The organism is Porifericola rhodea (genome assembly GCF_030506305.1).
GTDB lineage: Bacteria > Bacteroidota > Bacteroidia > Cytophagales > Cyclobacteriaceae > Catalinimonas > Catalinimonas rhodea.
The window spans coordinates 4,395,256-4,408,486 of sequence record NZ_CP119421.1 but is presented as its reverse complement, the minus strand read 5'-3'; the positions used below and the strand labels follow the sequence as shown (position 1 = coordinate 4,408,486).

Genomic DNA, 13,231 nt, shown 5'->3' with positions numbered 1-13,231 from the left:
ACAACTTAACCTGATGAACTATGCAAACCCAAACACAGGAAGAATATGCTGAACACAGCATGAGCCATGAGACAGCGCCAGTAAAAATTATGCAGATTGGTACTGGTTTCTGGGCTTCAAAAGTGCTTTTGTCCGCAGTACATTTTGACTTATTTACACTACTTTCTGAGCAGCAATCACTTAGCGCGGCAGATGTCAAGAAAAAACTACAGTTTCAGTGTGCAGACCGACAGGTCTTTGATTATCTGGACGCTCTGGTCGCACTTGGTTTTCTCAAAAGAAAAGGCTTGTTGGAGAGTGCCAAGTACTCTAATACCGAGCACTCAGAGATGTTTCTGGACAAAAAGAAAAACTCTTACGTTGGAGGTATGCTCAAGATGATGAATCAGCGACTTTATCATTTCTGGGGTAACCTGGAGCAAGGTCTTACCAGTGGAAAACCACAAAATGAGGCGAAAGAAAATGAAGATATTTTTTCTGCATTGTACAATGATGCAGACCGCCTTAGTGATTTTCTAAGAGCTATGAACAGCCTTCAGATTGGAAACTTTATTGCTTTTGCCAAAAAATTTGATTTTAGTAAGTATACCTCGCTTACCGATGTGGGAGGAGCTAGCGGACTATTGTCAGTAATGGTCGCTAAACACAATCCGCATATTAAATGTGTCAGTTTTGATTTACCGGAAGTTGAGCCTATCGCTAGTAAAACTATCTCCAAGTTTGACATGGAAGGTAAAGTAAGCCTAAAAAGTGGAAACTTCTTTCGTGATCCTATTCCAGAAGCAGATGTCGTTATCATGGGTAATATATTGCACGATTGGAATGAAGAACAGAAACTTAAGCTTATGAAGAGTGCTTATAATGCAGTAAAAAAAGGAGGAGTATTTGTAGCTATTGAGAACATTATAGATCGTGAACGTAAAGAAAACCTGTTTGGTCTTATGATGAGTCTGAATATGCTTATAGAAACTGGTCAGGGCTTTGATTATACTTTGGCCGATTTTGATATTTGGGCAAAGAAAGTAGGTTTTTCCTCTACCACAATGATACCCCTGGCCGGGCCTACAAGTGCTGCTATTGCCTATAAATAGCATATTTACTCTCTCTTTAGATTTATAACTTAAACTCGTGCCTTCATTAGTCACGAGTTTTTTATGTGGTTTATCTCATAGCCAATTGCAAAGCACAAGATTTATCAGAAATGTATCTGTAGTTGTTAAGTTAATATGAAAAATAGGTCTTGTCCGGCTAGGTGTCCGCAGGTTGGCAGTAAGATTGGTAAAGTTTAAGGTCTACGGGGAATAAGATTTTTTCAAGATAACGTTTTTGGCTCACAGCGGGGTGAGTTCGGTTGTATTTTTGCCAATGCTTCTTCAATGGCCCACTTCTCTTGTGAGCCTGCTGTGGAGTTAGATAATCCAGACTGAGGTGCGGCCGTTGATGATTATATATCTGAATGCTCTTAGCTACGTGTTTGAGAGCGGCTGAAAAAGAAAGATAGTTTCCCCTTACCAATTCATCTTTGAGGATACCATTCACCCGCTCGGCTAGCCCATTTTCGTAGGAGCCATGCGTCATGGAGATAGTAATTTTGTTTCTCTTTAGAAGCCGCGTATAGGCATGACAACAATATTGTAATCCCCGATCCGAGTGGTGAGTTAACGAATGGGTAGTAGAATCAGGTAGCTGCTTCAAGGCCATTTTCAGAGCGTCTAAGGGTCCGATGGCGTGCATCGTAGGTTGCAAAGACCAACCTATGATTTTGCGGGAGTATGCATCTGTAATCAAACTGAGATAATTAAACCTACTACCGGTTCTCAGATAAGTCATATCCGAAACCCAGAGTTGATGAGGCTGTTTAGGTTGGATATCCGCAGCTAAATTTGGATACTTAAATAAATAGTGGTGAGATTCAGTAGTAAAAGCTTTCCGCTTTCTCTTTACTGCAAGCATACTGTGAGTACGCAATAGGCTAAACAGTTTATCACGGCCCATATTAATGTGATGCTGGCTAAAGAAAGGAGTAAGTAGGTAGTAGAGTTTTCGAACACCTATGTTGGGCATATCTTTCCGAATCCGGCTTACTTCCCTTAAAACCAGATGATCTCTAGCACAATCGTGTTTTTGCCGTTGAGCTGCTTTATAATAAGCAGAACGCGTAATCCCAGCCAGGCGGCAGAGTAAACTAATAGAAGCAAAAGGTGCTCGTCGGTTTACTTTGGTGATGGCTGAGAACCGGGCTTTTTTCGCACTGGAATCCTATATTCATCTTCAGCAATATTAATCATCGTATCCAACAACTCATTTTTGAGTTCAGCTTCACGCAGGGCTTTTTGAGTATCCTTCAGCTTTTTTTCAAGCTGTTTGATACGGTCCTGTTCAGAAGCATCCTTTTTAGATTTCATGGTAGGAAGAATATAGGGTTCGACATAGTTTTGCTTATACCAGCGGATCCACCGCCTTACAAAGATACGGGAAACGTGATACTTGTGGGCAGCCTCCTGTTCGGTCAATAAGTTGATGATGACCTCTTGAGCGACGATTCGTCTAAAACAAGAGCGATAATGTTTCTTTTTGGAGTTTTTCATAAGGGGTTGATTTTAAGTGTTTCTTACAACCCCTGTGGACACTTTTTAGGACGTGAGTATATGTTATATAATCATAGTTATGTTAAGTAATAAGATTAACAAATGAAGTGGCAAATGATATAGAAAAACAGCACAGAAAGTATTGTAAAAACAGAAGGCATTGGTGGAGGTACTGAACGAAATGACTAAAACTTCTTAAAGACTAGGTTTGGATTGTCATGTTGATTGGAGGGAAGCACGATTCAGTATTTGTACTGCTTCAGTTGAAAATAGGACAGTTTAAAAATGAACAAACTAGAAAGTTAAAACTGCCATGTGCCAGATCATCAAGGCTCTGAAAGAAAATGAACAAGACCGAAAAGCAGAAGACATCTGCAGGAAGCTTGGTATCTATAAAGGCACCTTTTACAATTGGAACTGGAAATGAAGTTGGGTTTATGCAGAAAGTATAAGAAGCGACTGCCAGCCAGATGAGTGACGCACTGGTTAGCTTGCGTAGTGATTAAGACAATTTTAACGATAAGTTAACAACATGCTGTAGCTACTACAGTTATTTAATAATCTGATCTTGATTGAATTTAATTAGCAGCTACTTCCTTAAAATTTCTTTTAAAGAAAGTTAGTTGAAATTTGAAAATCCTATTATAGTTGCGAGGAGCAGGGTTCAAACAGATTTGTGAGTAATCCAATGTCTTTACTTAACATAATGTCAATTATATAACATATACTCACATCCTAAAAAGTGTCCACAGGGGTTGTAAGAAACACTTAAAATCAACCCCTTATGAAAAACTCCAAAAAGAAACATTATCGCTCTTGTTTTAGACGAATCGTCGCTCAAGAGGTCATCATCAACTTATTGACCGAACAGGAGGCTGCCCACAAGTATCACGTTTCCCGTATCTTTGTAAGGCGGTGGATCCGCTGGTATAAGCAAAACTATGTCGAACCCTATATTCTTCCTACCATGAAATCTAAAAAGGATGCTTCTGAACAGGACCGTATCAAACAGCTTGAAAAAAAGCTGAAGGATACTCAAAAAGCCCTGCGTGAAGCTGAACTCAAAAATGAGTTGTTGGATACGATGATTAATATTGCTGAAGATGAATATAGGATTCCAGTGCGAAAAAAGCCCGGTTCTCAGCCATCACCAAAGTAAACCGACGAGCACCTTTTGCTTCTATTAGTTTACTCTGCCGCCTGGCTGGGATTACGCGTTCTGCTTATTATAAAGCAGCTCAACGGCAAAAACACGATTGTGCTAGAGATCATCTGGTTTTAAGGGAAGTAAGCCGGATTCGGAAAGATATGCCCAACATAGGTGTTCGAAAACTCTACTACCTACTTACTCCTTTCTTTAGCCAGCATCACATTAATATGGGCCGTGATAAACTGTTTAGCCTATTGCGTACTCACAGTATGCTTGCAGTAAAGAGAAAGCGGAAAGCTTTTACTACTGAATCTCACCACTATTTATTTAAGTATCCAAATTTAGCTGCGGATATCCAACCTAAACAGCCTCATCAACTCTGGGTTTCGGATATGACTTATCTGAGAACCGGTAGTAGGTTTAATTATCTCAGTTTGATTACAGATGCATACTCCCGCAAAATCATAGGTTGGTCTTTGCAACCTACGATGCACGCCATCGGACCCTTAGACGCTCTGAAAATGGCCTTGAAGCAGCTACCTGATTCTACTACCCATTCGTTAACTCACCACTCGGATCGGGGATTACAATATTGTTGTCATGCCTATACGCGGCTTCTAAAGAGAAACAAAATTACTATCTCCATGACGCATGGCTCCTACGAAAATGGGCTAGCCGAGCGGGTGAATGGTATCCTCAAAGATGAATTGGTAAGGGGAAACTATCTTTCTTTTTCAGCCGCTCTCAAACACGTAGCTAAGAGCATTCAGATATATAATCATCAACGGCCGCACCTCAGTCTGGATTATCTAACTCCACAGCAGGCTCACAAGAGAAGTGGGCCATTGAAGAAGCATTGGCAAAAATACAACCGAACTCACCCCGCTGTGAGCCAAAAACGTTATCTTGAAAAAATCTTATTCCCCGTAGACCTTAAACTTTACCAATCTTACTGCCAACCTGCGGACACCTAGCCGGACAAGACCTAAATTATTGCGGTTTATAAGCTTAACAAAGCTGCTTCCTATCATTAAAAACTGCTAAAATAGGGATATCTGAAATAATTCAAAAGACTGTTAAAATTGAATTATACATGCCCCCCCTTAAAGCTTTCCTTATCTGGAATAGTCGCTCTATATTTTTGTACATAATAAATACAGCGCATATCTGTGCAAGCTTATTCTCAAGAAAAAAAATCTGAAAAAATATTTCTGCCTCTGTGCTCAATTCAAACCTTTGCATCGCTCAAAACGCTCTGCTGATCTTTTCCTGCGCTTTGAGAAATGAATTTTGTTCATAATTTTATCCTCACATTAGACTTTAACAGCTTCAATTTCAGCAGGTTTAAGTTTAATAATTCTAATAATACAACAACCTAATACTACATGTCTTTTCCCAATTTTAGTAAAAAGTTAGTGGCTGTATTGTGCCTTACTGTTTTGGCCCAATGCCTGATTAATGCACAGCCCCTGCTTAACGAAAAAGTAGTTTTTGAAGAAAAAAACGGCGTCCTTGCTGTGGAAGCTGAGCATTTTTTCAAACAAAGCCTTAACGACGTACGGCAATGGTATATCATTAGTACAAATAACAGCAAACCCGACTTACAAGATCCTGATGAGGCTCATCTCAACGGTGCTAGTAACAATGCGTACCTTGAACTACTGCCCGACACTCGTAGTACGCATGACGATCCTCTGATTCAAAAGGAAAATTTTACAAATGAAGCTGGTGCAATGGCTGTGCTTCACTATAAAGTACATATAAATAAGCCTGGGCGATATTATGTTTGGGTGCGCTGTTTCTCTACCGGAACCGAGGATAATGGATTACACGTAGGCCTAGATGGCCAATGGCCAGATCATGGTCAAAGAATGCAGTGGACTGCTAAAAACCAATGGTTTTGGGATAATAAGCAACGCACTGAGGAAGTTCACACTGGTGTTCCTATGCAGATCTATCTGGATATTGACAAAGCCGGAGAACACGAGATTATGTTTAGCATGAGAGAAGATGGTTTTGAATTTGACAAATGGATGCTGGTAAGAGATAAACATTTTCGCCCGGAACAAGATCACGGACCAACAGCACAGCTTAAAAGCGGTAGCCTCCCTCCTGCTTTTCTTGCCTCTGAAGGGACAACTTCAGATAGAACAGATGGCACCGGTGAAATCAGTATTTCTGGAGAACTTAAGCAATGGCATAAAGTAACTCTAAATCTGGATGGGCCCTTCGCTACGGAGCGTGATGAGAGTGTTAATCCCTTTACAGATTATAACATGCGTGTCACATTTACACATGAGTCTGGCTCACCTAGCTATACTGTACCTGGATACTTCGCAGCAGATGGCCATGCAGCAGAGAGTAGTGCAGAAAAAGGCACACACTGGCGTGCGCATGTTTCACCGGATAAAATTGGAAGGTGGGATTACGAAATCTCTTTTACCAAAGGTAAGATGGCAGCTTTGATAGATCTGCCCTGGAGCAAGCCTTTAGCTCCATATCATGGTAAAAAAGGTAGCTTTAAAATCGTAGAATCAGATAAAAATGGTCAAGACTTTCGGTCAAAAGGTCGGTTGGAGTATGTAGGTAAACACCATTTACAATTTCAGGGAAGCAAAGAGTACTTTCTAAAAGCTGGTTCAGATGCGCCAGAAACACTTCTGGCATTTGCAGATTTTGACAATACAAAAGCACTCAAAAAAAATGTACCTCTTAAGAAATTTGAAAAACATATCAGCGACTGGAAGGAAGGTGACCTAAGCTGGAAGAATGGTAAAGGACAAGGTTTAGTGGGTGCACTTAACTATTTATCTTCCAAGGGTTTAAATGCCTTTTCATTTCTAACTTACAATGCAGGAGGTGATGGTGACAACATATGGCCATTTGTAGAACGTGACTTAAAATATCATTACGATTGCTCAAAGTTAGACCAGTGGCAGAAAGTGTTTGAATATGCTCAGTCCCGAGGATTATACTTACACTTTAAGTTGCAGGAGACTGAAAATGATGACAATATTAAAGGACACAGCAAAGCTGAGATTGTAAAAGAATCACTTGATGGTGGTGAGCTCGGTCCTGAAAGAAGGCTCTACCTCAGAGAAATGATAGCTCGCTTTGGTTATTTACTGGCACTCAACTGGAACCTGGGAGAAGAAAATACACAAACTACAGAACAAAGAATTGCTATGGCTCAGTATATCTCTGAACTGGACCCATACAAGCACAATATTGTAATACATACCTATCCCGATAAGCAGGACGATGTATACCCACATTTACTCGGCACTAAGTCAGAAATTACAGGCGCTTCCTTACAAAATAGCTGGAATCATGTACACAAAAGAACTTTGCAGTGGTTAGAAGCTTCCGCCAAAGCAGGAAAGCCTTGGGTAGTAGCCAATGACGAACAGGGTTCTGCTAAAGAAGGTGTGCCGCCAGATCCTGATTATCCAGGCTTTGACGAATCCAGTATTAATTATGATCTTCATGATATTCGCAAACAAACGCTATGGGCAAACCTAATGGCCGGTGGTGCTGGTGTAGAATACTATTTTGGCTACAGTCTGCCCGAAAACGACCTCGTAGCTGAAGACTTTAGAAGCCGTGATCAGTCATGGGACTATTGCCGCATAGCACTTAATTTCTTTAAAGAGTATGAGATTCCTTTCTGGGAAATGAATAATCATAATAAGCTTATTGGTAACGAAGCTAATGAAAAAGACAAGTATTGCCTGGCTAAAGAAAACGACTTGTACTTAGTCTATCTAGGCTATACGAAAACCAGCAGTTTAGACCTGACAGCAGCAGATGGCACATTTGAGGTGATGTGGTTTAATCCTCGCACAGGAGGTAAACTAAGAAAAGGAAAAGTGAAAAAAGTAAAAGGTGGCGGAATGGTAGAATTGGGCTCCCCTCCTGCTGAAGCTGAAGAAGATTGGCTGGTGATGGTAAAAAAGCAATAAATTAATAAATGAGATAGCGATGAAAAATTACAAAATAGCAGTAGTCCCTGGTGATGGAATTGGCAAAGAAATAGTTCCCGCTGGATGGAAAGTGCTTAAAGCTGCTGCACAAAAACATAAATTTTCACTCCAATCTGATAGCTACCCCTGGGGTGCTGGCTATTACAAAGAGCACGGACACTTTTTGCCCGATGATGGTTTAGATATCCTGAAAACTTATGATGCGATCTATTTTGGTGCAGTAGGTGATCCCGAGGTAGATGATACTTTACCGGCTATGCTATATACCTTTAAAGTACGTACCACTTTTAAACAATATGTAAACTACCGTCCGGTAAAGTTGCTGCCGGGTATACCCAGTCCACTGCGCTATAAAGGAGAAAAGGACATAGACTTTGTAGTGATACGGGAAAATAACGAAGGAGAGTTTGTGCAGAATGGTAAGATTATTCATCCGGAGAGCCCTTACGGTTTAGCAACAGACACCAGTGTGTTTACCCGAGCAGGAATTGAAAGAATTGCCCATTATTCATTTAAACTGGCCCAGACCAGACGCAAAAAGGTTACTAATGTTACCAAATCAAATACACTGATCAATAGCCTGGCTTATTGGGATCGTGTAATTGAAGAAGTCGCCCAACAATATCCTGATGTTACCTATAACAAAATGTATGTAGATAACGCATCTGCCAGCTTTGTTTTAAAGCCTGAAGTATTTGACGTCATAGTTACCACCAATATGATTGGTGACATACTTAGCGATCTTGGTGGTGCTATTATGGGAAGCTTGGGTTTAGGTCCAAGTGGAAACATTAATCCAGAAAAAGATTTTCCGTCTATGTTTGAGCCTATTCATGGCTCAGCGCCAGATATAGCAGGTAAAAATATTGCGAACCCTATAGGCGCTATCTGGTCGGGGGCTTTAATGCTGAACCACCTGGGTGAATCTGCTGCTGCGCAAGATATCTTCAAAGGGATTGAAGCAACTACTCAGGCTGGTATGCTTACTACTGATTTAGGAGGTAGTGCTAAAACTGACCAGATTGCAGATTATGTAATTGAACATATGCAAGCCGTATCAGTCTGATGATTATTGACCTTACAAAAAGCTATGAATCTGACATGCCGGGCGTAAGCATACGTCCGGCAAAATCTCTGGAGAAGGATGGCTGGAATGCCAGCACTTTAGAGCTTTACTCTCATGCCGGTACTCATATGGATGCCCCCTATCATTTTGGAGTTAGCAATCAGCGTATAGATCAAATCCCTCCAGAAAAATTTATGGGCAAAGCCTGGCTTGTAAGACTCAATAATATCTCTGCTCAGCAAGAAATTAAAGTAGCAGACTTAGGACAAATACGCCAAAAATTTCAAGCTGGCGACAGCCTACTTTTGGCTAGCGGATGGAGTAAACATATTGGTACAAGTACTTTCAGAGATGAGTTACCCAGAATATCAGAAGAGTTAGCGCAATGGTGTGTAGACAATAAAGTAAAAATGTTAGGCGTAGAGCCACCATCCGTAGCGAATGTTAATGAGCTGGAAGAACTTACTCTTATACATCAAGTCTTGCTGGGAGGTGGTGTCATTATTATTGAGGGCTTAATCAATTTAGAAAAAATCAGTCAGGAAACTGTTCACTTGATTGCCCTGCCACTAAAAATAAAGAATGGTGATGGCGCTCCAGCCCGGGTAATTGCAATAGAAGAGTAAACTTTCTGCACAGACTCTTCAATAAGGAAACACGATACAACAACCTAAAATGACACTAAGCTTAGAAAATGTACAGAAGGAAGCACCTCCTATTCCCGAAGAAAATTTATTACTTCAAATTCGTCAGCAACTGCTTGAGACTGATAAAACAGTCATTGTTTTGGACGATGACCCTACTGGAACCCAAACCGTTTATGATGTACCTGTGCTTACCGAATGGACTCCTGAAGTAATTACTAAGGAATTTGAAGCGCATACTCCCCTATTTTACATTCTGACAAATTCGCGCAGCCTTTACCAGGACAAAGCAACAGATCTTGCCCATTTGATCGGTAAACATATTTTGAAGGCAGCGGCACATACAGGTAGAGATTTTATCATAATCAGCAGAAGTGATTCTACCCTTAGAGGGCATTACCCTGGGGAAGTAGATGCTTTGCTGGATAGTATGGATAAGCAAGGTGCACTCAAAGTAATTGCCCCTGCATTTTTTGAAGGTGGCCGCTACACCTATCAGGATATACATTATGTAGAGGAAGCAGAACGACTGATACCTACAGGAGACACCCCATTTGCTCAGGATAAAACCTTTGGCTACCAGGCTTCTGATCTAAAAGAGTGGGTTGAGGAGAAAACAAATAAGGTTGTCAAAGCTGATAAAGTTTATTCTTTCAGCATAGACACGCTTCGTACTAGTACAATTGAGCAACTGGTACAAATAATAGAAGCCTTGCCTGCTAAGACGAATTGTATCTTAAATGCCATTGCTACATATGATTTACAAAAGTTTGCTCTAGCTGCACTCAGGAGTAAAAGAGAGATTTTATATCGTACAGCAGCCTCCTTTGTGGCAGCTCTGGGAGGTTTAAGTTCACGCCCATTACTTTCTGTACAGGATATTGCTCAACATAATACACATGGAGGGCTGGTAGTAGTGGGGTCTTACGTGCCAAAAACCACTGCACAGCTTCGTACTCTGCTTCAAATCAAAAATATCACCAGCTTGGAGTTTAAAGTTGAGGAGCTTCTTCAAAGCAATGATCGGTCTGCTCTTATTCATTATTTTATACAGCAGATTGATACAAATCTACAAGAAGGTAAAGATGTGGTTCTTTATACCAGCCGCCAACTTGTAAGTGGAGATGATAAAGCCAGTAGTTTAAAAATTGGCAATGAAGTATCAGAAGCACTGACTCAAATCATAAAGCTACAAAGCATTGAACCTCGTTACCTGATTGCTAAGGGGGGTATCACCTCCAGCGACCTGGCCACTAAGGCTTTGCAGGTAAAAAAGGCTATGGTGCTAGGTCAGATTATTGCAGGCGTACCCGTATGGCAGCTGGGTAAAGAAAGTAAGTATCCGGGTATGCGATACATTATTTTTCCGGGTAATGTGGGCGATGATCAGGCGTTGTCACAAATGGTGATTAATCTGGAAAGGAGGCATTATGCCTAAGCCCATTATCGCAGGAAGGCATTTGATGGTACTGGGTACATTTCTACTGGCACTGCTACTTTACATAGACCGGGTATGCATCTCGGTAGCTAAAGAACCTATCGCTCATGAATTAGGATTTGACGACAAGCAGATGGGCTGGATACTTTCGGTATTTGCGCTGGGGTATGCGCTCTTTCAAACACCCGGAGGCTTACTCGCAGACAGATTAGGCCCACGAAGGGTACTAACTGCTGTAGTTAGTTTTTGGTCCGTTTTTACGGCACTAACCGGAGCCGTTTGGAATTTTGCTTCTATGCTCATCGTAAGATTTCTATTTGGAGCAGGTGAAGCTGGTGCCTTCCCCGGCATTTCTCGGGCAGTCTATTCATGGATACCTCTTAAAGAACGTGGACTGGTAACAGGTATTAATTTTTCCGGGTCAAGGCTAGGTGCTGCTTTTGCACTACCCTTTGTTGCCTGGCTCATTATTACTTTTGGCTGGCGTATGAGTTTCTTGATACTGGGAGTTATTGGAATAGCCTGGGCAGTCGCCTGGTACCTGCTTTTTCGTGACGATCCTGTATGCCACGCAGGCCTATCCGAAGAAGAAAAACAATATATTATTGCAAATCGGCAGGCTACTGAAAGCAACGAACAGCTAAAGAAACAAAATGCACGAAAATTAGACGCCACATTATTGTTCGGCTCTAAAAACATGTGGCTGGCAATGGGGCAGTACTTTTGCAGCAATTTTACTTTTTTCTTTTGCCTTACCTGGCTGTTCCCTCACCTTAAAAGCGAATACGATCTGGATACACTGCAAGCTGGCGTATACTCCTCTGCACCATTGGTTTTTGGTGCCTTTGGTAACTGGTTTTCAGGCTGGTGGGTAGACCACATTTACAAAAAAGGAAACTGGCAAAAGTCCAGAAGGTTACCAGCAATCACAGGTTTTGCTTTAGCGAGTATAGGCCTGTTTAGCAGCATTTATATGGATACGCCCTTTACGGCAATAGCCTGCTTAAGTATAGCTATTTTTGGTGCAGATATGACCCTAAGCCCTTCCTGGTCTTTTACCGTGGATATTGGCAAAGAAAACGCGGGAGCCGTATCTGGCACAATGAATATGGCCGGTAATATAGGTTCATTTTTAACTGCATTAGCATTCCCTTATCTGCAATCGTGGACTGGCTCAGTAGAGCCCTTTTTCTATGTAGGTACTGGTCTTAACTTACTGGCGATATTGTTATGGATGTTTATGAAATCAGATAAAAGTTTAGAAACCTATTGATGAGTATATTACAAGGTATGTGTGTAGGAGCAGGATATTTCAGTCTGTTCCACTATGAGGCCTGGCAAAAAATACCCCATGTAAAAATAATCGCAGTATGCGATCATAATTTAGAGAGGGCTAAAGAGGTAGCTGATCGTTATGATATACCTAAAGTATATTATGATTATGAAGAAATGTTCGCTGAAGAAAAAGCAGACTTCGTAGATATTATTACTCCACCTGCAACCCACGAAGCAATATGCAAAGTAGCCTTTGCACATAAAACACATGTAATATGCCAGAAACCACTAGCACCTAGTTTTGAAGAAGCTAAAAATATTGTCAGGCTATCAGAGCAGTCGTCCGTTCGTTTTATGGTACATGAGAACTTTCGTTTTCAGCCCTGGCATAGAGAAATCAAAAAATTAGTAGAACATGGCGAAATAGGTTATGCCCTGCACACACTTAACTTTCGTTCGCGCATGGGTGACGGTTGGGGTGAGAATGCCTACCTGGACCGACAGCCTTACTTTAGAGAGATGCCTCGCCTATTGGTCTTTGAAACCGGTGTTCATTATATAGATACCTTCCGCTTTTTAGCTGGCGAAATCAAAAGTGTATATGCAAGCCTTCGCAAGCTAAACCCACTAATTGCCGGAGAGGATGCTGCAATGTTATTTTTTGAGTTTGAAAGTGGTGCTCAGGGACTATGGGATGCCAACCGTTATAATGAAAGTAATCATGACAATCCCCGTTATACCTTTGGCGAATTTCTGGTAGAAGGCAATGCAGGTAGTATTCGTTTGTACCACGATGGTAAGATTAGCATTCAAAAGTTAGGGCATAAAGAAAGAGAACATATGTATCAGCACTACCCAACTGGTTTTGCCGGAGACTGCTGTTATTTTACCCAACTCCATTTTGTAGAGGCCCTCATGCAGCAACGTCCCTTTGAAACTGATGGTAAAGATTATCTTAAAACACTAAACGTACAGGAAGCTATCTACAGCTCTTCTAAAAAAGGGTGCAAAGTACATATCTACTAAAGGCTGGCAATAGATATAAGACATATACTTTCTTAGTGTAAATCTGCAAAACACTTATATT

12 protein-coding genes are annotated in these 13,231 nt (G+C 41.1%); 10 read left to right on the top strand and 2 right to left on the bottom strand.

What is annotated here, in order from left to right; translation table 11 throughout:
• Nucleotides 1–20 precede the first annotated feature (20 nt).
• Entirely contained in the window at nt 21–1,091 is a 1,071-nt protein-coding gene (locus tag PZB74_RS18100) for a methyltransferase (protein WP_302238570.1), read from the top strand.
• Between the two features lie 157 nt (nt 1,092–1,248).
• On the opposite strand, the gene PZB74_RS18095 is transcribed toward PZB74_RS18100, so the two are convergent.
• Both PZB74_RS18095 and PZB74_RS18090 read right to left on the bottom strand, forming a co-directional pair.
• Complete coding sequence (locus PZB74_RS18095) at nt 1,249–2,163, bottom strand: IS3 family transposase (protein WP_302242836.1); 915 nt, start codon at nt 2,161–2,163, stop codon at nt 1,249–1,251.
• Between the two features lie 50 nt (nt 2,164–2,213).
• On the bottom strand, nt 2,214–2,588 hold the full coding sequence (locus tag PZB74_RS18090; protein ID WP_302238511.1) for a hypothetical protein: 375 nt from the start codon (nt 2,586–2,588) through the stop codon (nt 2,214–2,216).
• Between the two features lie 313 nt (nt 2,589–2,901).
• Between PZB74_RS18090 and PZB74_RS18085 the strand changes: the two genes are divergently transcribed.
• The 9 genes from PZB74_RS18085 to PZB74_RS18045 all read left to right on the top strand — a co-directional run bounded on the left by PZB74_RS18085 (nt 2,902) and on the right by PZB74_RS18045 (nt 13,170).
• A complete protein-coding gene (locus PZB74_RS18085; protein ID WP_436837113.1) occupies nt 2,902–3,015 on the top strand; it encodes a transposase in 114 nt (37 codons plus the stop codon).
• Between the two features lie 357 nt (nt 3,016–3,372).
• Nucleotides 3,373–3,747, top strand: coding sequence for a hypothetical protein (locus PZB74_RS18080; protein WP_302238511.1), 375 nt, complete (start codon nt 3,373–3,375; stop codon nt 3,745–3,747).
• A complete protein-coding gene (locus PZB74_RS18075) occupies nt 3,735–4,712 on the top strand; it encodes an IS3 family transposase (protein WP_367281483.1) in 978 nt (325 codons plus the stop codon). The genes PZB74_RS18080 and PZB74_RS18075 overlap by 13 nt, the downstream gene beginning before the upstream one ends.
• A gap of 411 nt (nt 4,713–5,123) precedes the next feature.
• Nucleotides 5,124–7,700: a DUF5060 domain-containing protein gene (locus PZB74_RS18070; RefSeq protein ID WP_302238569.1), complete on the top strand. Its 2,577-nt coding sequence runs from the start codon at nt 5,124–5,126 to the stop codon at nt 7,698–7,700.
• 19 nt (nt 7,701–7,719) lie between these two features.
• On the top strand, nt 7,720–8,787 hold the full coding sequence (locus PZB74_RS18065) for a tartrate dehydrogenase (protein ID WP_302238568.1): 1,068 nt from the start codon (nt 7,720–7,722) through the stop codon (nt 8,785–8,787).
• Complete coding sequence (locus tag PZB74_RS18060) at nt 8,787–9,413, top strand: cyclase family protein (protein WP_302238567.1); 627 nt, start codon at nt 8,787–8,789, stop codon at nt 9,411–9,413. The genes PZB74_RS18065 and PZB74_RS18060 overlap by 1 nt, the downstream gene beginning before the upstream one ends.
• Nucleotides 9,414–9,462: 49 nt before the next feature.
• The gene (locus tag PZB74_RS18055) at nt 9,463–10,869 is read left to right on the top strand and encodes a four-carbon acid sugar kinase family protein (RefSeq protein WP_302238566.1); all 1,407 of its coding nucleotides are present in this window, start codon (nt 9,463–9,465) and stop codon (nt 10,867–10,869) included.
• Nucleotides 10,862–12,142 carry an MFS transporter gene (locus PZB74_RS18050; RefSeq protein ID WP_302238565.1) on the top strand — a complete coding sequence of 427 codons (1,281 nt, stop codon included), beginning with the start codon at nt 10,862–10,864 and terminating at the stop codon, nt 12,140–12,142. Before PZB74_RS18055 ends, PZB74_RS18050 begins: the two co-directional genes overlap by 8 nt.
• Nucleotides 12,142–13,170, top strand: a complete 1,029-nt coding sequence (locus tag PZB74_RS18045; RefSeq protein WP_302238564.1) for a Gfo/Idh/MocA family protein — start codon at nt 12,142–12,144, stop codon at nt 13,168–13,170. The genes PZB74_RS18050 and PZB74_RS18045 overlap by 1 nt, the downstream gene beginning before the upstream one ends.
• Nucleotides 13,171–13,231: the final 61 nt, after the last annotated feature.

Coding starts and splice junctions, on each gene's coding strand:
- PZB74_RS18100 (WP_302238570.1), top strand. CDS start 21: ATGCAAACCCAAACACAGGAAGAATATGCTGAACACAGCATGAGCCAT.
- PZB74_RS18050 (WP_302238565.1), top strand. CDS start 10,862: ATGCCTAAGCCCATTATCGCAGGAAGGCATTTGATGGTACTGGGTACA.
- PZB74_RS18045 (WP_302238564.1), top strand. CDS start 12,142: ATGAGTATATTACAAGGTATGTGTGTAGGAGCAGGATATTTCAGTCTG.
- PZB74_RS18060 (WP_302238567.1), top strand. CDS start 8,787: ATGATTATTGACCTTACAAAAAGCTATGAATCTGACATGCCGGGCGTA.
- PZB74_RS18085 (WP_436837113.1), top strand. CDS start 2,902: ATGTGCCAGATCATCAAGGCTCTGAAAGAAAATGAACAAGACCGAAAA.
- PZB74_RS18055 (WP_302238566.1), top strand. CDS start 9,463: ATGACACTAAGCTTAGAAAATGTACAGAAGGAAGCACCTCCTATTCCC.
- PZB74_RS18090 (WP_302238511.1), bottom strand. CDS start 2,588: ATGAAAAACTCCAAAAAGAAACATTATCGCTCTTGTTTTAGACGAATC.
- PZB74_RS18070 (WP_302238569.1), top strand. CDS start 5,124: ATGTCTTTTCCCAATTTTAGTAAAAAGTTAGTGGCTGTATTGTGCCTT.
- PZB74_RS18080 (WP_302238511.1), top strand. CDS start 3,373: ATGAAAAACTCCAAAAAGAAACATTATCGCTCTTGTTTTAGACGAATC.
- PZB74_RS18065 (WP_302238568.1), top strand. CDS start 7,720: ATGAAAAATTACAAAATAGCAGTAGTCCCTGGTGATGGAATTGGCAAA.